Annotated in this window: 21 protein-coding genes; 15 read left to right on the top strand and 6 right to left on the bottom strand. The window is 70.1% G+C overall.

Annotated features, from left to right (window positions below; translation table 11 throughout):
• Positions 1 to 14 precede the first annotated feature (14 nt).
• From AB0M48_RS15570 to AB0M48_RS15555, 4 genes are all read left to right on the top strand, one after another.
• Positions 15 to 695: a Crp/Fnr family transcriptional regulator gene (locus AB0M48_RS15570; protein WP_363841495.1), complete on the top strand. Its 681-nt coding sequence runs from the start codon at positions 15 to 17 to the stop codon at positions 693 to 695.
• 74 nt (positions 696 to 769) lie between these two features.
• A complete protein-coding gene (locus tag AB0M48_RS15565; RefSeq protein ID WP_363841492.1) occupies positions 770 to 1513 on the top strand; it encodes a hypothetical protein in 744 nt (247 codons plus the stop codon).
• Positions 1510 to 1821 (top strand): hypothetical protein, encoded by a 312-nt coding sequence (locus AB0M48_RS15560; RefSeq protein ID WP_363841489.1) that lies wholly within the window; start codon positions 1510 to 1512, stop codon positions 1819 to 1821. Before AB0M48_RS15565 ends, AB0M48_RS15560 begins: the two co-directional genes overlap by 4 nt.
• A complete protein-coding gene (locus AB0M48_RS15555) occupies positions 1818 to 2459 on the top strand; it encodes a hypothetical protein (RefSeq protein WP_363841486.1) in 642 nt (213 codons plus the stop codon). The genes AB0M48_RS15560 and AB0M48_RS15555 overlap by 4 nt, the downstream gene beginning before the upstream one ends.
• Here the strand turns inward: AB0M48_RS15555 and AB0M48_RS15550 are convergent.
• Positions 2456 to 3355, bottom strand: a complete 900-nt coding sequence (locus tag AB0M48_RS15550) for a DMT family transporter (RefSeq protein WP_363841483.1) — start codon at positions 3353 to 3355, stop codon at positions 2456 to 2458. The genes AB0M48_RS15555 and AB0M48_RS15550 overlap by 4 nt on opposite strands.
• A gap of 22 nt (positions 3356 to 3377) precedes the next feature.
• Between AB0M48_RS15550 and AB0M48_RS15545 the strand changes: the two genes are divergently transcribed.
• From AB0M48_RS15545 to katG, 3 genes are all read left to right on the top strand, one after another.
• Positions 3378 to 4772, top strand: coding sequence for a PLP-dependent aminotransferase family protein (locus tag AB0M48_RS15545; protein WP_363841480.1), 1395 nt, complete (start codon positions 3378 to 3380; stop codon positions 4770 to 4772).
• 66 nt (positions 4773 to 4838) lie between these two features.
• The gene (locus tag AB0M48_RS15540) at positions 4839 to 5273 is read left to right on the top strand and encodes a Fur family transcriptional regulator (RefSeq protein ID WP_090068208.1); all 435 of its coding nucleotides are present in this window, start codon (positions 4839 to 4841) and stop codon (positions 5271 to 5273) included.
• An 18-nt stretch (positions 5274 to 5291) separates the two neighbouring features.
• Positions 5292 to 7523 carry a catalase/peroxidase HPI gene (katG, locus tag AB0M48_RS15535; RefSeq protein ID WP_363841476.1) on the top strand — a complete coding sequence of 744 codons (2232 nt, stop codon included), beginning with the start codon at positions 5292 to 5294 and terminating at the stop codon, positions 7521 to 7523.
• Between the two features lie 188 nt (positions 7524 to 7711).
• Here the strand turns inward: katG and AB0M48_RS15530 are convergent, their stop codons facing one another.
• Positions 7712 to 8353, bottom strand: a complete 642-nt coding sequence (locus AB0M48_RS15530) for a DedA family protein (protein ID WP_363841473.1) — start codon at positions 8351 to 8353, stop codon at positions 7712 to 7714.
• 163 nt (positions 8354 to 8516) lie between these two features.
• On the opposite strand from AB0M48_RS15530, the gene AB0M48_RS15525 reads away from it, so the two are divergent.
• The 6 genes from AB0M48_RS15525 to AB0M48_RS15500 all read left to right on the top strand — a co-directional run bounded on the left by AB0M48_RS15525 (position 8517) and on the right by AB0M48_RS15500 (position 13658).
• Positions 8517 to 9644, top strand: a complete 1128-nt coding sequence (locus tag AB0M48_RS15525) for a histidine kinase (RefSeq protein WP_363841469.1) — start codon at positions 8517 to 8519, stop codon at positions 9642 to 9644.
• On the top strand, positions 9635 to 10279 hold the full coding sequence (locus AB0M48_RS15520; RefSeq protein WP_319986528.1) for a response regulator transcription factor: 645 nt from the start codon (positions 9635 to 9637) through the stop codon (positions 10277 to 10279). Before AB0M48_RS15525 ends, AB0M48_RS15520 begins: the two co-directional genes overlap by 10 nt.
• Complete coding sequence (locus tag AB0M48_RS15515) at positions 10279 to 10407, top strand: hypothetical protein (protein WP_363841465.1); 129 nt, start codon at positions 10279 to 10281, stop codon at positions 10405 to 10407. Before AB0M48_RS15520 ends, AB0M48_RS15515 begins: the two co-directional genes overlap by 1 nt.
• A gap of 85 nt (positions 10408 to 10492) precedes the next feature.
• Positions 10493 to 10774 (top strand): hypothetical protein, encoded by a 282-nt coding sequence (locus AB0M48_RS15510; protein ID WP_363841462.1) that lies wholly within the window; start codon positions 10493 to 10495, stop codon positions 10772 to 10774.
• 16 nt (positions 10775 to 10790) lie between these two features.
• Positions 10791 to 12293, top strand: a complete 1503-nt coding sequence (locus AB0M48_RS15505; protein WP_363841459.1) for a beta-xylosidase — start codon at positions 10791 to 10793, stop codon at positions 12291 to 12293.
• 48 nt (positions 12294 to 12341) lie between these two features.
• On the top strand, positions 12342 to 13658 hold the full coding sequence (locus AB0M48_RS15500; protein ID WP_363841455.1) for a hypothetical protein: 1317 nt from the start codon (positions 12342 to 12344) through the stop codon (positions 13656 to 13658).
• 8 nt (positions 13659 to 13666) lie between these two features.
• Here the strand turns inward: AB0M48_RS15500 and AB0M48_RS15495 are convergent, their stop codons facing one another.
• Both AB0M48_RS15495 and AB0M48_RS15490 read right to left on the bottom strand, forming a co-directional pair.
• Positions 13667 to 14464, bottom strand: coding sequence for an ergot alkaloid biosynthesis protein (locus AB0M48_RS15495; RefSeq protein ID WP_363841453.1), 798 nt, complete (start codon positions 14462 to 14464; stop codon positions 13667 to 13669).
• The gene (locus AB0M48_RS15490) at positions 14461 to 14844 is read right to left on the bottom strand and encodes a nuclear transport factor 2 family protein (RefSeq protein ID WP_363841450.1); all 384 of its coding nucleotides are present in this window, start codon (positions 14842 to 14844) and stop codon (positions 14461 to 14463) included. Before AB0M48_RS15490 ends, AB0M48_RS15495 begins: the two co-directional genes overlap by 4 nt.
• Positions 14845 to 14939: 95 nt before the next feature.
• On the opposite strand from AB0M48_RS15490, the gene AB0M48_RS15485 reads away from it, so the two are divergent.
• Positions 14940 to 15527, top strand: a complete 588-nt coding sequence (locus AB0M48_RS15485) for a TetR/AcrR family transcriptional regulator (RefSeq protein ID WP_363841447.1) — start codon at positions 14940 to 14942, stop codon at positions 15525 to 15527.
• Here AB0M48_RS15485 and AB0M48_RS15480 read toward each other — a convergent pair.
• Positions 15518 to 16567 carry an alkene reductase gene (locus AB0M48_RS15480; RefSeq protein ID WP_363841444.1) on the bottom strand — a complete coding sequence of 350 codons (1050 nt, stop codon included), beginning with the start codon at positions 16565 to 16567 and terminating at the stop codon, positions 15518 to 15520. The two genes, AB0M48_RS15485 and AB0M48_RS15480, sit on opposite strands and share 10 nt — an antisense overlap.
• Positions 16568 to 16626: 59 nt before the next feature.
• On the opposite strand from AB0M48_RS15480, the gene AB0M48_RS15475 reads away from it, so the two are divergent.
• Positions 16627 to 16998, top strand: coding sequence for a MerR family transcriptional regulator (locus AB0M48_RS15475; RefSeq protein WP_363841441.1), 372 nt, complete (start codon positions 16627 to 16629; stop codon positions 16996 to 16998).
• 18 nt (positions 16999 to 17016) lie between these two features.
• Here AB0M48_RS15475 and AB0M48_RS15470 read toward each other — a convergent pair whose 3' ends face one another.
• Positions 17017 to 18060: an NAD(P)-dependent alcohol dehydrogenase gene (locus tag AB0M48_RS15470; RefSeq protein WP_363842686.1), complete on the bottom strand. Its 1044-nt coding sequence runs from the start codon at positions 18058 to 18060 to the stop codon at positions 17017 to 17019.
• Positions 18061 to 18108 lie beyond the last annotated feature (48 nt).

Here is an 18108-nt window from a genome sequence, read left to right as displayed (position 1 = left end):
GTCAGGACCGGAACATGACAAACACCCAAGTCGTCGCCTCGGTGACCCAGGAACACCGCAGGGGCAGTTTCTGGCGCCGTCTCACCGAGATCGAAAGAACGGCGATCGCGGCGAACGCGCAGATCCGCTGCTTCGCCAAGGGGTCTGAGCTGATCTCCGCCGACGACCGGAACCGCTGGGCCGCCATCGTCTACAGCGGGCGGGTCAGAATCATCGGTGAGGGGCGGAAGGTCGTCGCGACGCGGTGGGCCGGCGACATCGTCGGTGAGCAGGCGGTGATCGACGCGGGAGCACGGCCCGGCGCCGTGGTGGCGGACACGAAGGTCAAGGCCATCCTGCTCAGCAAGCAGGACCTGGACGGCCTCTTCGCGAAGTTCCCGCACGTGGTGCTGACGTTGTGCGCGGTGGTGTCCGAGCGGCTGCGGGAGGCCGACCACCTGCTCGACAGCCAGGCGAACGACGCGTTCACCCGCGTCGTCGACTCGCTGGTGCGGCTGGCGGAGGAGTTCCGCGGCGACGAGCACGGACGGCTGCGGATCCCGATCGGTTCGCAGTCGGCGCTCGCCGAACAGCTGAGGCTCTCCAGGGAGTCGGTCGTGCGGGCGTTGCGCACGCTGCGCGCACAACGTCTCATCTCGACCGATCGCCGCGGCGTCGTCGTGGTGCACGACCTGGCGGCTCTCCGTGCGACATAACGGTTCGTGGCAGCTGTGCCGCACGTGACGCAGCAGGCGCGAAACGCGCCGGGCGCGGTGCTGCACTGACCGGCATGGATCCCTTGCCCGGCTTGGTACTCGTGGTCGACGTCCGGTCCTTCAGCGGCCTGAGCAACCCGGACATGCTGTCGACGCGGGAGTTGCTGTACCGGCTCGTGATCGACTCGTTCGGCGCGGCCGGCGTGTGCTGGGACGACTGCGTGCACGAGGACCGCGGTGACGGAATCCTCGTCGTCGTACCGGCGACGGTGCCGAAGACCGCGGTGCTGGGACCCGTCCTCACCGAACTCATGCGGCGCATCGCCGACGCACCGGCCAACTCCGACGGCACCGGGATGCAGGTGCGCATCGCCGCCCACGGTGGCGAGATCCACCGGGACGTCAAGGGATTCGCCGGCTCGGACGTGATCCTGCCGTTCCGGCTGCTCGACTCGCGGGTGCTGCGCGAGGCCCTGGCCGGGTCGGCCGCGCGCTGCGTCGTGATGGTGTCGGACTCGCTGTACGAGAGCACCGTGCGGCACGACTACCCCGGAATGGCCGGCCGCGTGTTCCACCCCGTCGAGGTGCGGGTGAAGGAGACGAGCGTGCGCGCCTGGCTGCACGTGCCGGGAGGCGCCGTCCCCTCACCCGCGCAGGAATCAACTGAACCGGAATCACCCGCACCGCACCACATCGGCACCCGCATCAGCGCGGGCGGCGACATCCGGGTCGAGAACGGCGTCCTCGCCGGGCGCGACGTGACCACGACAGAGCACCACCACGGCCCGTGGTGGCGCCGAAGGAAGGACAACCGATGAGAAGACTGCTGGCGCTGGGTTTCGTCATCGCCCTGACCGCGTCCGGCTGCAGCCTGCTGGACAGCAAGCACAAGGTCGGCGAATGCGTGCGCACCAGGGCGTCGCTGGGCGGCACCGACATCACCGCCGCCGACTGCCCCACCACGAAGGGCTTCGACGCGAAGTCCGTCACGGACCCGGTGTACAAGATCACGGCCGTGCTCGAGTACGGGAAGTCCTGCCCGAACGACAACAAGTTCGGCGGCATCGAGCTCAAGCACGAGCCCGACGACGCCGTCTACTGCCTCGCCCTGGCGGCGGGCCTGTGAGGAAGATCGCCACGACGGCCGTCGACCTGGTGCAGCGCCTGGAACTCGGGCAGCTGCACCAGCGGGACGAGGTGCACCGCGCGCAGTCCCTGCAGGCCCTCTTCGCGAGGTACGACCTCGGCGACCCGGACCCGCCGGCACTGGTCAGCGAGGTCACCCGGCTGCTGGAGGACGACCAGGCCTTCCGCCGGTCCGTCACCGCGCAACTGCCGGCGTTCCAGGGCAACACGATCTCCGCCGGCGGCTCGATCACCGCGACCGGAGGTGTCATCGCCGGCGGCGACGTCAGCGGCAGCAACAACACCGACAACAGCAGGAAGAAGACCAGCTTCGGCGGCATCCTCGTGACCGTGGTGGCGGTCGCGGGGCTGCTCCTGGCCGGACGCACGGTGATCAACAACCTGACCACGGGCGATCCGGGTGTCCCCGGTGACGGGAGCCAGCCATCTCTCACCGGCTCCCACACCTGCCGGGACTTCCTCGCCGCCGACCAGGCCACCCAGCTCGCCACGCTGAAACGCGTCTACCTCGACGCCGGTGACGCGAAGGGGGCCGGCGACCCGTTCATCCTGCAGAACGGCCAGTACACGTGCGGACAGGCGCCGAACATGAAGCTCGAGAAGCTGCCCCGCCGCTAGCCGCGCGCGAACTCGGGCGCGGCTAGCGGGGTACCGCTGCCGGGCACGCGGCTGCGTTGGGTCAGCACGACGCAGACGAGCACGACGGCCGCGGTGGCGAGGGCCGGCCAGCCGACCGACTCCCCCAGGACGAGCGCCGACCACAGGAGCGTCAGCACCGGCTGGGCCAGCTGGATCTGGCCGATCTTGGCCACGCCGCCCGCGGCCAGGCCCGCGTACCAGGCGAAGAAGCCCAGGAACATCGAAATGACGGACACGTAAGCGAAACTGAGCCACACGACGGTGCCGGCGCCCGAGAAGTCGGCTGTGTACAAGGAGATCGGGATCGTCACCGGCAGCGAGACGACCAGCGCCCAGCAGACGGTCCTGGCGCCGCCCAGCTCGCGGGAGAGCGCGCCTCCCTCGGCGTAGCCCAGGCCGCACAGCACCACGGCGACCAGCAGGTAGCCGTCGGCCAGGCTCAGCGAGCCGGAGAAGCCGCCGCCGGTGGCCACGAACGCCAGCACCGCGAGCAGTCCGGCGCCGCTGGCGAGCCAGAACTTGAGGGGCGGGCGTTCGGAGGCGCGCAGGACCGCCCAGATCGCCGTGGACATGGGCAGCACGGCGATCACGACGGCGCCGTGGGCCGAGGTCTGCGTGGTGAGGGCCAGGGACGTGAGCAGCGGGAAGCCGACCACGATGCCGAGGGCGACGATGAGCAGGCGGCGGACCTGCGTCACCGACGGGAGGGGCGCTCGCGATAACGCGAGGTAGGCGATCGCCAGGAGTCCGGCGACGAAGGCACGGCCGAACGCGACGAACCACGGGTCCAGTCCGGCCACTGCCAGGCGGGTCGCGGGCAGGGAGAAGCTGAAACCCAGGACACCGAGCGCGCCGAGTGTTACCCCCGCTGGCACGATAACGTTACTCTTGGCTCTCATGGATGAGGATAACGCAGCCGCCCGCGTTATCGAGCACCTGAGAGCAGCGGCACGGTCCGGTCATGCCGGCGAACGCATGCCCTCGGTGCGCGAGCTGATGGCGCGGCACCGGGCGTCGCCCGCGACGGTCCAGCAGGCGATCCAGCGCGTGGCCGCCGAAGGACTGGTCGAGGTCCGCCCCGGCCGCGGCAGCTACGTCGCCCCGCGGACGGCGGCGGCGAGCCACGACCTGTCGTGGCAGGCCGTCGCGCTCGGCGAGGGCCGGCCCGGCGAGGACCTGGTGGCGAACCTCGTCGCGGTGCCGAAACCCGAGGCGATCCCGTTGACCAGCGGCTACCTCGACCCCGATCTGCAGCCGACCGACGCGCTCGGTGCCGCGCTCAGCCGCGCCGCACGCCGCCCCTCCTCGTGGGGACGTGTCCCGGTCGAGGGCAAGGAGGAGCTTCGGGCGTGGTTCGCGAAGGAGGCCGGCGGTGAGCTCAGGACCGGCGACATCACGGTGTGCGCGGGCGCCCAGGAGGCACTCGCGACGGTGTTCCGCGGGCTCGGCGAGCGCGGTGACGCCGTGCTGGTCGAGTCGCCCACCTACCTCGGCGCGATCGCCGCTGCACGCGACGCCGGGCTCAAGGTCGTCCCGGTGCCGGCGGACCAGGACGGCGTGCGGCCGGACCTGCTCCAGGCCGCCTTCGAACGCACCGGCGCGAAGGTCTTCTACTGCCAGCCGCTGCACGCGAACCCGCACGGCGCGGTGCTGTCCGACGAGCGGCGCGCCGAGGTCATGCGGATCGTCCGCGGTGTGGGCGCGTTCCTGGTCGAGGACGACTGGGCGCGCGGCTTCACCATCGACGGCACCGCGCCGCCGACGCTGGCCTCGCAGGACACCGACGGGCACGTCGTCTACGTCCGCTCACTCACCAAGGTCGCCGCGCCGGGCCTGCGCGTCGCCGCGATCGGAGCCCGCGGCCCGGCGGGCATCCGGCTGAAGAACACCCGTTCCCGGCAGGACCTGTACGTCGCGGGGCCGTTGCAGGAGGCGGCGATCGACTTCGTGACGTCCCCCGTCTGGCGCCGGCACCTGCGCACGCTCCAGCAGTCCTTGAGGTCCAGGCGTGACGCTCTGAGGCGCGCGCTCGGCGAGCACCTGCCCGAGCTCGAGATCGCGAGGTCCCCCGGCGGACTGCACCTGTGGGCACAACTCCCCCACGACGTCGACGACCTGGAGCTCACAACGGCCGCCGCCGCACGGGACGTCGTGGTGTTCCCGGGCCGGCCGTGGTTCGCCGCTGAACCGCCGGGCAGTTTTCTCCGTTTGACCTACGGAGGCGCACCCGAGCACGTGCTCGCCGAAGGCGTCCGGCGGCTGGCCGACGCCATGGTCGCCGTGCGGCGGTGACCGCTCCGGGTGAACTGCATCGTTCGTTAACTTGACTCATTCCAGAAAAGGCGGCAGGGTGGGGCTGTGCCCACGGCTTCCGATTTCGAGCGCCTGCTGCGTGGAGCGTCGCTTCGGGTGACGGCCCCGCGGATAGCAGTGCTGTCCGCAGTGCACTCCCACCCGCACGCCGACACGGACTCGATCATCGGCGTCGTGCGTCAGAACCTCGGCGCGGTCTCCCATCAGGCCGTGTACGACGTGCTCCGAGCGCTGACCGGAGCCGGCCTGCTGCGCAAGATCGAGCCCCAGGGCTCGGTCGCCCGGTACGAGGCGCGCGTCGGGGACAACCACCACCACGTCGTCTGCAGATCCTGCGGCGCCATCGCCGACGTCGACTGCGCAGTCGGCCACGCGCCCTGCCTGGACGCATCCGACGACCACGGCTTCGTCATCGACGAGGCCGAGGTCATCTACTGGGGCTCCTGCCCCGAGTGCACGACCGCCGCGAAAAGTTCTTGAACACCCGGAAGGATTCCCGTGTCCGACAGCACTGACGCCAAGCTGAGCGAGCTGAACGTGGAGGAGGCCGGCGGATGCCCGGTCGCCCACGGCCGGCGCAGCCACCCCAGCGAGGGCGGCGGCAACCGAGACTGGTGGCCCAAGCAGCTCAACCTCCGGATCCTCCGCAAGCACCCCGTCCAGGCGGACCCGTTCCGTGGTGAGCTCGACTACGGCCAGGAGTTCCTGACCGTCGACCTCGACGAGCTGGCGCGCGACGTCGACGCCGTGCTGACCGAGTCGAAGGACTGGTGGCCCGCGGACTTCGGGCACTACGGCCCGTTCATGATCCGCATGGCATGGCACAGCGCGGGCACCTACCGCACCCACGACGGCCGCGGTGGGGCCGGCGCGGGCATGCAGCGCTTCGCTCCGCTCAACAGCTGGCCGGACAACGGCAACCTGGACAAGGCCCGCCGTCTGCTGTGGCCGGTCAAGAAGAAGTGGGGCCGCAAGGTCTCCTGGGCCGACCTCATGATCTTCACCGGCAACCGCGCGCTGGAGACCATGGGCCTCAAGACCTTCGGCTTCGCCGGTGGCCGCAACGACGTGTGGGAGCCGGACGAGGACGTCTACTGGGGCCCGGAGACCGAGTGGCTCGGCGGCGACTCCCGCTACAGCGGTGAGCGCGACCTCGAGTCCCCGCTCGCGGCCGTCCAGATGGGTCTGATCTACGTCAACCCCGAGGGCCCCAACGGCAACCCGGACCCGCTGGCCTCCGCCCGCGACATCCGCGAGACGTTCGGCCGCATGGGCATGAACGACGAGGAGACCGTCGCGCTCATCGCCGGCGGCCACACCTTCGGCAAGGCGCACGGCGCCGGCGACCCGTCGCTGGTCGGTGCCGAGCCCGAAGGCTCCGTGATGGACGCGCAGGGCTTCGGCTGGATCAGCACCCACGGCACCGGCAAGGGCCGCGACGCCATCACCTCCGGCCTGGAGGTGACCTGGACGCAGAAGCCCACCCAGTGGACGAACCTGTTCTTCAAGAACCTCTTCCAGTTCGAGTGGGAGCTCACCAAGTCGCCCGCCGGCGCGCACCAGTGGAAGCCGAAGGACGGCGCGGGCGCCAACACCGTGCCGGACCCCGAGGACGGCACGCTCAACCGCACGCCGATGATGCTGACCACGGACCTCGCGCTGCGCTTCGACCCGATCTACGAGCCGATCTCGCGCAAGTTCGCTGAGGACCACGAGGCGTTCGCGGAGGCCTTCTCCCGGGCGTGGTTCAAGCTGACCCACCGCGACATGGGCCCGATCCAGCGCTACCTCGGCCCGCTGGTGCCGCAGGAGGAGCTCATCTGGCAGGACCGCCTGCCCGTGCGCGACTACGAGCTGATCTCCGCCGATGACGTCGCGTCGCTGAAGGCGAAGATCCTGGAGACCGGCCTCTCGATCTCGCAGCTGGTCAAGACCGCGTGGGCCTCGGCCTCGTCGTTCCGCCAGAGCGACAAGCGCGGCGGCGCCAACGGTGCCCGCATCCGCCTCGAGCCGCAGCGCGGCTGGGAGGTCAACGAGCCCGACCAGCTCGCCCAGGTGCTGCGCACGCTGGAAGGCGTGCAGGAGGCGTTCAACGCCGCCCAGACCGGCGGCAAGAAGGTCTCGCTGGCCGACCTGATCGTCCTCGGCGGTGCCGCGGCGATCGAGCAGGCCGCCAAGGCCGCAGGCCACGACATCGAGGTGCCGTTCCTCGCGGGCCGCGTGGACGCGTCCCAGGAGCAGACCGACGCCGAGTCGTTCGCCGTCCTGGAGCCGAAGGTCGACGGCTTCCGCAACTACGGCGGCAAGGCCACCCCGCTGCCGTCGGAGTACCTGCTGATCGACAGGGCGAACCTGCTCGGCGTCTCGGCGCCGGAGATGACCGTGCTGATCGGCGGCCTGCGCGTGCTGGGTGCCAACCACGGCGGTTCGCAGGCGGGCGTGCTCACGGCCAAGCCGGAGACGCTGACCAACGACTTCTTCGTCAACCTCCTCGACATGGAGACGGAGTGGAAGTCGGTCACCGAGGACGAGGAGAACTTCGAGGGCCGCGACCGCGCCACCGGTGCCGTCCGCTGGACCGCCACCCGCAACGACCTGGTGTTCGGCTCGAACTCCGAGCTGCGCGCCGTCGCCGAGGTCTACGCGAGTGACGACGCCGGCACGAAGTTCGTGCAGGACTTCGTCATCGCGTGGAACAAGATCATGAACGCGGACCGCTACGACGTCTGATCCAGCCCCACCCAGGTGCCCCAGGCCAACTCTCCCGGCCTGGGGCACCTTCGTGTGCGGCGCCTTTCACCCGGAAGTCCGTGATGGCCGCTGATGCCGGAATGTTCGGCTGTGGTCCCCGGCGTCGTTCGACGACATCGTCGACTACGACGATGAGCGGCCCGGCCGCATCGTGTTGTGCGGCAACGTCACCGCTTGACGCGCGGTAAGACCTGCGTCGCCTCCGGGTCGCCCTTCGAGCGCTGGCGCAGGCGGGTGACGACGAAGAGGACGACGGCCGCGGCCACGGCGGCGATCACCAGCTTCTGGAAGACACCGGCGTAGGACTCGACCCGGTGCCAGTTCTCGCCCAGCAGGTAGCCCGCGCCCACGAAGATGGTGTTCCAGATCAGGCTGCCCGCTGTGGTGAGCACGAGGAATTTCGGGAAGTTCATGCGTTCGACTCCCGCGGGCAGGGAGATGAAACTGCGGAACAGCGGCACCATTCGGCCGAAGAAGACGGCTTTGGTGCCGTGCCGGGTGAACCAGGCTTCGGTCCTGTCGAAGTCGGTCACGCGGACCAACGGGATTCGGGCCACCAGATTGCGGGTTCTGGTGCGGCCCAGGAGCATTCCCGCGAAGTAGACGATGACGGCTCCCGCCACCGAGCCCACGGTGGTCCAGAACAGCGCCGCGGCCAGGCTGAACACGCCTTTGCTCGCGGAGAAGCCGGCCAGGGGCAGCACCAGCTCGCTCGGGATCGGCGGGAACAGGTTGTCGAGGCCCACGACCACGGCCGCGCCCACCCCTCCCAAAGACTCCATCAACGAGACGGCCCATTCAGCCAGCATTGGTTTCCCCTCAGGCGACGATGAAATCGGTCGGGGTCAACGTTAGGAATGGGGAACGGGCGGGACCATGAGGTTGTCCGTCGGGAATCGTGGGGGAAACCGCAGGGCGATACTGTGGTAAACCACAATGCCGGGGGGCGGGGGCGTCGGTACGGTGGCGAACGTGCATCAGGGGGAGCGGCTCGGCGCGGGTTCGTTGGTGCTCAGCTGGTTCCGGATGCTCGTGGGTCTCACGATCGGGTCGGTCACCGGAGTGGCCGGTCTCGCCGCCGCGGCCACCGGCGTGGGCGTGGTCCGGCTGACCGAGTACGAACTCGGCAGGATCACGCGGTTCGACCGGGCCGTGCACACGAATCCGCTGACACGTCAGGGGTGCCGTCGTTATCTCGCGGTGCGGTGGCTGGTCGGCGCGCTCGGCGCCTGCGTGATCTGGTTGCTGGCGTCCTGGTACGTCGTCGGGATCTCGATGGTGACGGCGTGGCTGTTCGACGGCGACTGGGCGCTCATCGAGGACTCCGACCAGGTGAGCCTCGGGCTGATCGCGGTGCTGGCGATCCCCGGTGCGGTGGTCATCTTCGTGACGACGGCCGGTGTGGTCGGCGTCGCGGTGCTGGACCGGTGGCTCGCCACCACGATGCTCGGGACCAGCCAGCAGACGCTGCTGCGCGAACGGGTCGCGGAGCTGACCAGCACGCGGGCCGAGGTGATCGAGGCGATCGACGACGAACGGCGGCGCATCGAGCGCGACCTGCACGACGGCGTCCAGCAGCGGCTCGTGGCGCTCGGCATGCTGATCGGCCGGGCGAAGCGGGCCAGGGGTGAGGAGCAGTTGCAGGAGTTGCTGCGGCAGGCGCACGACACGGCGGGCGAGGCCATCGACGAGTTGCGCGAGGTCGCGACGCGGGTCTACCCGGCCGTGCTGGACGACTCGGGGCTGGACGCGGCGCTCGAGGTGCTGGCGGAGCGGTCGAGCGTGCGCGTCGAGATCAACAACCGGCTCGCGTCGTCACCCGGAACCGCACTGGAGGCGGTGATCTACTTCGTGACGTCCGAGGCCGTCACCAACGCGGCCAAGCACGCGGACCCGTCGGTGGTCGAGGTCCACGTGCGCCCGGACGGCAGGGGCGGCATCGCGATCGTGGTGCGGGACGACGGCGTCGGCGGCGCCGACCCCGCCGGCACCGGGCTGTCCGGTCTGGCGAGGAGGGTCAAGGCGGTGGACGGGGAGTTCGAGGTGACCAGTCCGCCCGGCGGTCCCACCACGATCTACGCGAGGGTGCCGTGCGAGTGATCCTGGCCGAGGACTCGACGCTGCTTCGCGAGGGCCTGATCCGGCTGCTCGCCGAGGAGGGGCACGACGTCGTGGCCGCCGTCGGCACCGCGCCGGAGCTGCTGAAGGCCACCGAGGAACACCGGCCGGACATCGTGGTGACGGACGTCCGGATGCCACCGGACCACAAGGACGACGGCATGCGCGCCGCACTGGAGATCCGGGAACGCTGGCCGGAGGTCGGCGTGCTCGTGCTCTCGCAGTACGTGGAGAACCGCTACGCCACGGAGCTCATCACCAGCACCGGCGGCAAGGTCGGCTACCTGCTCAAGGACCGGGTGGCGCAGGTGGACGAGTTCCTGGAGGCCCTGGACAGGGTGGCGGCGGGCGGCGCGGCGTTCGACCCGGAGGTCGTGCGCAGGCTGCTGACGAGAACGACGCACGTCGACCCGATCGAAACGCTGACCGCGCGGGAGAAGGAGGTCCTCGAACTGATGGCCCAGGGCCTCACCAACGCCCGCATCTCCGCACAGTTGCACATCTCGCAGAGCGCCGCGGAGAAGCACATCAACGCGATCTTCGACAAGCTCGGCCTCTCCGGCTCGTCCGGCCTGAGCCGCCGGGTGATGGCCGTCGTCCACTACCTGGGCAGCTGATGAGCATCGAGCAACTGCTCAGCACGCCGGGCGCGGGACTGGAACGCGGCAAGTTCAACGATGGCGTTGTGGTGAAGGGGAAGTGGGTGGCGCGGTCCCCCGCCCAGTACCCCTGCCCGGCAAATTGAGCCGGACGAAGAACTCCGTGCCCTGCTCGACGAACCGCTGCACCACGACGGTGGCCGGCACGCGGCGGAGACGATCACGGAACTGGTGTTCCCGCTGCTCGACGCCGACGAACGGGCCCGCACGCACGCCGCGATGTTCCCGCTGACCGGCGCGGTGTTCGCGATCCTGCAGCACAGCGACCCGGCGAGGTTCCTCGCCTGGTTCCGCCGCCGCTGCGCGGTCCGCGAGCCCCCACGGGCCGACTGGAGGAAGCGGGTGTGCCCACCATCACAGACGCCTCCGATCGCGGTGTTCGTGCTCCTGGACAGCGGAATCGCGCTGCTGAGAGCGGCCTGGCGGCGCACTTCACCCGGACGGAGGACTTGATCACTATGATGGGTGAGTGCCCCTGAGTCGTCGACCTCTCGCGTCACTCGCTGCGCTCGCGCTGGTCAGTGCGGTCACGGCATGCACCAACGCAGCGGTCGGCGACCCGGTCGGAGCACCGGTCGAGCAGCAGAAGCCCACGTCGACGAAGAAGGCACCGGCGCCGGTGCCCCCCAGGGACAGGATCAGGCTCAGCGTCGAGAACGGCCGCCAGAGCGGCGGCACCGTGATCGCCGGGGCCGGGGACGCGCCGTACAACTACGCGCCCGCCGTGATGGTCGACAACGGCAAGGTGCGCGCGTGGTGGTGCAGCCAGCTGAGCGCGGCACCGCCCGGCGGCGACGACATCCTCTACAGCGAGGGCCCGGCCGTGGGCGGCCCGTTCTCGACGGCGGTCCCGGTGTTCTCGGGCAGCGGCGGCAGCTTCGACGCGATGCACACGTGCGACCCGTCGCTGATCAAGATCGGCAACGTCTACTACATGTATTACACGGGCGCCGCGCGGGACAACCACGCGAACGGCAGCTCGGTCGGCGTCGCGTCCAGCAAGGACGGCATCACCTGGACGCGCGAGGCGGGCGGTCAGTCGATCGTCGCCCCCGCCGGGGACAACATCCGCGAGAACACCTACGGCGCGGGCCAGCAGTCGGCGATCTACCTCGACGGCTGGGTGTACCTGATGTTCACCGACACCACCGGCCTCGCCTCGCACCAGAACGGCGCCGGCCAGTACGTGCTGCGCTCGAAGGACCCGACGTTCACCAAGGGCGTCGAGGCACTGGGCAAGCAGGGCTTCAAGGCGGTGACGTCGAACAACGGCCCGCGCACGCGGTCGGTGGTCGAGGCCTTCAGCGCGGACTGGATGTGGATCGAGGCGGCGTCGTCGTTCGCCATCGCCCACGAGACCGACGACGGCACCACCATCACGTTCTGGAACAGGGACTTCACCCGCCACCCGTTCGAGGCCGTGGTGATCCCCGGCGCCTGGGAGGAAGGTCCCGGCCTGCTGCGCACGCCGGAGGGCCACGCGCCGGCCGACGGCAGGGACCCGTGCGGACGGGTGGGGCTGGACGTGCTGCGCGGCACCGTCGAGGGTCCGGCGGGACCGACGAACATCTCCCACTTCGGCCTCGACGCGGTCGGGATCAAGGGCTGCGTCACCGCGACCGAGGTGAAGGCGCTCAACGGTTTCGCGGTGCCTTCGCCGGAACGCACGCTCGACGTCGTCGTGGGCGGCAACGTGATGCGCTTCGAGCGCCGTTCGGTGGCGGAGAAGTTCGCGCGCGGTGTGCTCGGCACCCGGCCGCAGGGCGTCGACGCGCTGAAGCTCGCGTTCACCGTCCCGGCCGGCGCGCCCGCGGTGACCAACCCGGCGGGCCAGGTCGGGCTGCTGCTCGACGGCAAGCTGTGGGTCGTCGGATCCCCCGAGATCGCGACGCTGAACTCGTCCACGATCACCCCGGTGTCCGCTGATCAATGGGCCCGGTACGAGCGCCTGCCGGATCTCGTCCGGCGCTGACCGGATACGTTCTCCCCGGGGTTGGCAGCGGACATGGGGGGCCGACTGATGGCAGTCACGACGCAACGGCCCGGTGAGCTGGCGGACAGCCTGGTGCCGCTGCCGGACGAACCGCGGCACGAACTGGCGTGGCTGGGCCTGCTGTCGGCGTTCGTCGCCTCGGTGGTGTTCCTGCTGGTCATCCCGGCGGGCTGGTCCCGGCTCGACCACCTGTGGGCCGAGGACGGCGCCCGGTTCATGGTCGACGCGGTGCGCTCACCGGCGCTGGAGAACCTGGTTGACCCCTACGGCGGCTACCTGCACGCGCTGCCCCGCCTGGTCGCCCAGCTGGTCGCGGTGCTGCCCCTCGAGTGGACGGCCGCGGGGTTCGCGGTCAGCGCCGCGGTGCTGCGGGCGCTGGTCGCGTTGATCACGTTCTCGGCCTCCGAGGCGTACCTGAGGTCGACGCCGATGCGGTTCGCCCTGTCGGCCCTGGTCATCGTGCTGCCCGCGGGCAACTCCGAGACCTTGAACAACATGGCGAACCTGCACTGGTTCCTGCTCTACGGCGCCTTCTGGGCGTTGTTGTGGCGCAACGCCCCGCGGGTGCCGGTCGCCTTGTTCGTGGCCCTCGCCGCCCTCTCCAGCCCGCTGGTGTTCGTCCTGGCCCCGATCGCGCTCCTACGGCTCCTCCAGCCGCGCAAGGAGGTGCCGATCGCGTTCCTCGCCGCTCTGGTGGTGCAGGGCCTGACGATGCTGTTCGCCTCACGGACGCCGTACTCGCACGACGAGGTCGATCCGGTGCAGGTGCTGCTGGCGAGCCTGCTGCGAGTGCCCGTGGTCGCGTTCACCGGGTCGGAGCGGGTCAGCCAGTTCTACCCGTCGCACGGCAACCTGCTGATCCTCGGCGCGCTGCTGGTCGCCGCCGTGCCGATCGCCGCGGGCCTGTGGTTCGGCAACCGGGCCGCACGGGCGCTCGCGCTGGCCGCCGGCGCCTGCAGCGTGATCGTCATCGTCGCCTGCCTGGTGCTGAACTGGACGCAGGTCCTGCAGGTGCAGGCGCCGGAGGTCGTGATGACCAGCCAGCGCTACAGCATCGCGCCGTGCCTGTTCCTGTTCACCGCGATCTTCGTGGGCCTCGACGCGACGCCGGCGAAGACGTGGCAGCGCCTGGTGGTGGGCGGCAGCCGCTACCTGATCGGCATCCTCGTGGTGGTCAGCATCATCACCCAGTTCCGGGAACCGAAGACCGTGCTGACGGGCATTCCGTGGGACGAGAGCCTGGCGCGCGCACGTGCCGAATGCGCCGCGGGGGCGACGGAAGCCCGGCTGGAGCACGAACCCCAGGACTGGTTCTTCGTCGTCCCGTGCGAATCGGTGCGCTGACGAATCCGCTACGCGGTGAAAGTTCGCCTGACGAAGTCCCGGAACGACACCGCCGGCCTGCCCGTCACGTCCTGGACGGTCGTGGTGACCCGGTCCTCCGCTCCCCCGCGGATGTCCTCGTCGAGCCCGGCGAGGAGGGCGGCGAAGTCACGGGGCAGCCCTTCGGCGATCCGTTCGGTCATCTCGGCGGTGCTGATCGACCGGTGCCGCACGGGCTTCCCGGTGACCTCGGTGATGATCGCGGCGGCATCGGCGTAGCTCAGCGCCTCCGGGCCGGTGATGACGTGATCGGTGTTGTGCGGCACCGGGTCCGTCAACGCGCGCGCGGCCACCGCGGCGATGTCGCCGGCGTCGACGAACCCGACCCGGCCGGCACCGGTGGCCGTGACGATCTCGCCCGCCCGGACACCGGCCGCGAGCGGGTGGTCGCCGGTGAAGTTCTGCATGAACCAGGACGGCCGCAGCACCGCCCATTCCGGCAGGGTGCGCACGAGTGCTGGGAGAGCGCCCATCCCCGTGGCGCTCTCCGGCACCGCGGACGAGCTCAGCAGTACCACTCGCCGCACGAGCCGCGCTCGAGCGAGCAGCGACTCGACCACCGGAACGGGATCGACGACTCCGATCGGGGGGATCAGGTAAAGACGATCTATCCCGTCCAGGGCGGCGTCAAACGTCGCCGGCACGTCCCAGTCGAATCGGACGTGGTCCGGGAGCACCGGTTTCCTGGTGCCGATGCGGGCATCGGGCAGCAACGAGGCAAGGCGGCTGCCGGTCGTGCCGGTGCCTCCGATGACCAGCGTGTTCATGCTGACAGCTCCTGTGCGAGAAGCGGGTTCCAGTAGTCGCGGTAGCTCACGATCTCGCCGTCGCGGGTCGTCACGACCACGATGTACGAGGCCCGGTACGGCTTGCCGGTCGCGACCACCACGCCCTCGGCCTCGAACTCGGCGATGACGACGTCCGGGTCGGTGCTCTGGTGCACGACCTGCCTCGGAAAGCTCCGGATGTCGAGCATCTTCGGGTAGTCGCGCACGTAGTCCTCGACCGCCGCGCGGCCCTCCAGCCTGGTCGGCCAGCCGGGCGGGGCAAACGGGAACTCCGCCACGCCGTCCTCGGCCCACAGGCCCGCGAAGCCGATCATGTCCTTGTCCAGCAGCAGTTGCAGTGCCCTCGGGATGAGGTCCACGGAAGCTCCTCCGAAAGAAATGGACGGGACGGTACCGTCCCGTTCACAACAGTAGACGGGACGGGACCGTCTCGTCCAGTCCTATGATGTGCGCCATGACCAAGCGCACCCCGACCGGCGCCGCCGTGCTGCAGCCCCACGTGACGCAGGCGATCACCGACGCCGTGTTCGACGAGCTGGCCCTGCACGGTTACGGCCGGCTGTCGATGGAGGCGGTGGCCAAGCGCGCGGAGGTCGGCAAGAGCGCGCTGTACCGGCGCTGGCCGTCCAAACAGGACATGGTGGTCGCGGCGCTGTCGGAGTTCTCCGTGCCACTGGCCGAGGTTCCGGACACCGGCTCGTTGCGCGGCGACCTGCTGGCCACGGTCACGGCGGTGCACGACTGGCTGACGCACCCGAGGTTCGCGACGATCCTGCCCGACCTCACCGCCGAGGCCGTCCGCACTCCGGCGTTGTCCGAGGCGATCGCGGCGACGATCGGCGAACCCCGCCGTGCGCTCGGAGCGGTGACGCTGCGGCGGGCGATCGACCGGGGCGAACTACCGGCTGATCTCGACTTCGAGATCGCGCTGGACCTGGTCGCGGCACCGGTCTACTGGCGGCTGTCCGTGCGGCGCGCCGAAGTCGAGCCCGACTACCTCGAACGGCTCGTCGACCACCTGATGCGCGCGCTTCAGTGCTGATAGCTGGGGTAGTCGACGTATCCCGCGTGAGTCTGGAACCAGGTTTCCTTGTCGGCACCGGCGAGCGGCAGGCCCAGGCGGAACCGTTCGACCAGGTCGGGGTTGCCGATGTAGGCACGGCCGTAGCTGATCAGGTCGGCGCCGTTGGCGAGCCAGCGCTCCCCCTGCTCGCGCGTGCTCTGCTCCGGGCCGATCTGGCCGCCGGGGTTGAGGATGAACGCGCTCGGCCACGCCTTGCGCAGCCCCATCAGCACCTCGTCGTCCGAAGTGGCCAGCAGGTGGACGTAAGCCATGTCCGGCAACGCTTTCAGCAGCTCGCCGTAGAGCACGGGCACGTTCTCCTCGACGATGCCCTGGATCTCGCCACCGGGTGAGAGCCGGATGCCGACGCGGTCCGGCCCGATGGCGTCCACGGCCGCTTGGGCCGCCTCGACGGCGAACCGGATGCGACCGGTGATCGAGCCGCCGTAGCCGTCGGTGCGCTCGTTCGCGCTGGACGACAGGAACTGCTGGATGAGGTAACCGTTCGCGCCGTGCAGCTCGACCCCGTCGAACCCCGCGTCGACCGCCCTGCGGGCCGCGTCACCGAACGCCCGGACGTGATCGGCGACCTCCGCCGTCGGCAACGCGCGCGGCACCGGCGCCGGCTTCATCCCGGCCGGGGTGAACACGTCGGTACCGGCCGCGATCGCCGACGGACCGACGGGGTGGTGCCCGGCGACCTCGGCGTGGCCGATGCGGCCGCCGTGCATGAGCTGGGCGAAGATCCGCCCGCCGTTCGCGTGCACCGCGTCCGTGACGACCCGCCAGGCCTCGACCTGCTCGTCGGTGTGGATGCCGGGCATGAACGGACCGGCCTGGCCGACCGCGTTCGGGTGCACGCCTTCGGTGACGATGAGTCCGGCGGTGGCGCGCTGGGCGTAGTAGGTGGCCGTGGCCTCGGTCGGTTTGCCGTCAACGGCCCGTGCACGGGTCATCGGCGCCATCACGAGGCGGTTCGGCAGGGTCAGGTTTCCGAGTCGGTAGCTGGTGAGGAGCATGAGAGCTAGGCTAGAAACCTGACGTTGACGTCAGAGGTAGCTTTTGTGGCGGAGGTCTCATGCGCATCGGTGAGCTGGCGGAACGCACGGGCGTGAGCGTGCGCGCGTTGCGCTACTACGAGGAACAGGGCCTTCTCGCGTCCGAACGCAGCGGGAGCGGCCAACGGCGTTATGCCGAGAACGCCGTCGGCCGCGTGCGGCTGATCCAGCAGCTCTACGCCGCCGGGATCTCCAGCGCGTCGATCCTGGAGATGCTGCCGTGCGTGGTGACGGGGGTGGCGGCGCCGGAGGTCCTGGCCAAGTTGCACGGGCACCGGTCGTCGGTGGTGAAGCAGATCGAGGAGCTGCAGGACACCCTCCTGCAGCTCGACACGGTGATCGCGGGCGCCACCAAGGCCTACGCGACGGGGGTGCCGTGCCCGCCCGGCTGAGCGGGCACGGCACGGACGTCAGATCGTGGCGGTGTCGATCACGAACCGGTACCGCACGTCGCTCGCCTGCACCCGCTCGTAGGCGGTGTTGATCTCGTCGGCACCGATCAGCTCGATCTCCGAGCCGAGGCCGTGCTCGGCGCAGAAGTCCAGCATCTCCTGGGTCTCCGCGATGCCGCCGATCATCGAGCCGGCGAGCGTCTTGCGTCCGCCGAGCAGCCCGAACAGGTTCAGCGAGATCGGCTCCTCCGGCGCGCCGACGTTCACGATCGCGCCGTCGGTCTTGAGCAGCCCGAGGTAGGCACCGAAGTCGAGCGGCGCGGACACCGTGGACAGGATCACGTCGAACGTGCCCGCGAGCTCGGTGAACGTCGCCGGGTCGCTGGTGGCGCGGTAGTCCTGGGCGCCGAGCTTGAGCCCGTCGTCCTTCTTGCGCAGCGACTGCGACAGCACGGTGACCTCGGCGCCGAGCGCGGCGGCGATCTTGACGCCCATGTGGCCGAGCCCGCCCAGGCCGACGACGGCGACCTTCTTGCCGGGCGCGACACCCCAGTGCCTGAGCGGCGAGTAGACGGTGATGCCCGCGCACAGCAGCGGCGCGGCCACGTCCAGCGGGAGCCCTTCGGGGATCCGCACCACGAAGTTCTCGTCGACGACGATCTGCTTCGAGTAGCCGCCGTAGGTGACGTCGCCGTGGCGGTCGACACCGTTGTAGGTCATGGTGTTGCCGCCCGTGCAGTACTGCTCGAAGCCGCGCAGGCAGTTCTCGCACTCGCGGCACGAGTCGACCATGCAGCCGACGCCGACGCGGTCACCGACGGCGTGGCGGGTCACCTCGGAGCCGACCTCGACGACCACGCCGGCGATCTCGTGGCCCGGGACCATCGGGAAGATGCCCTGGCCCCAGCCCTCGTTGACCTGGTGGATGTCCGAGTGGCAGATGCCCGCGAACTTGATGTCGATCAGGACGTCGTGCGCGCCGACCGCGCGACGTTCGATGGTGGTGCGCTCCAGCGGTGCCTTGGGTGCGGGAGCGGCGTAGGCAGCGACGGTGCTCATCAGGTATCTCCTCGTTGTCGTGTCCCTTGAAGACACTGCTCCGCTTCGGGG

Origin of the sequence: Lentzea sp. NPDC051208, assembly GCF_040682435.1 — a bacterium.
Lineage (GTDB): Bacteria > Actinomycetota > Actinomycetes > Mycobacteriales > Pseudonocardiaceae > Lentzea > Lentzea kristufekii.
Note: the sequence above shows the minus strand (reverse complement) of the source record. Positions and strands in the feature narration are given on the sequence as shown.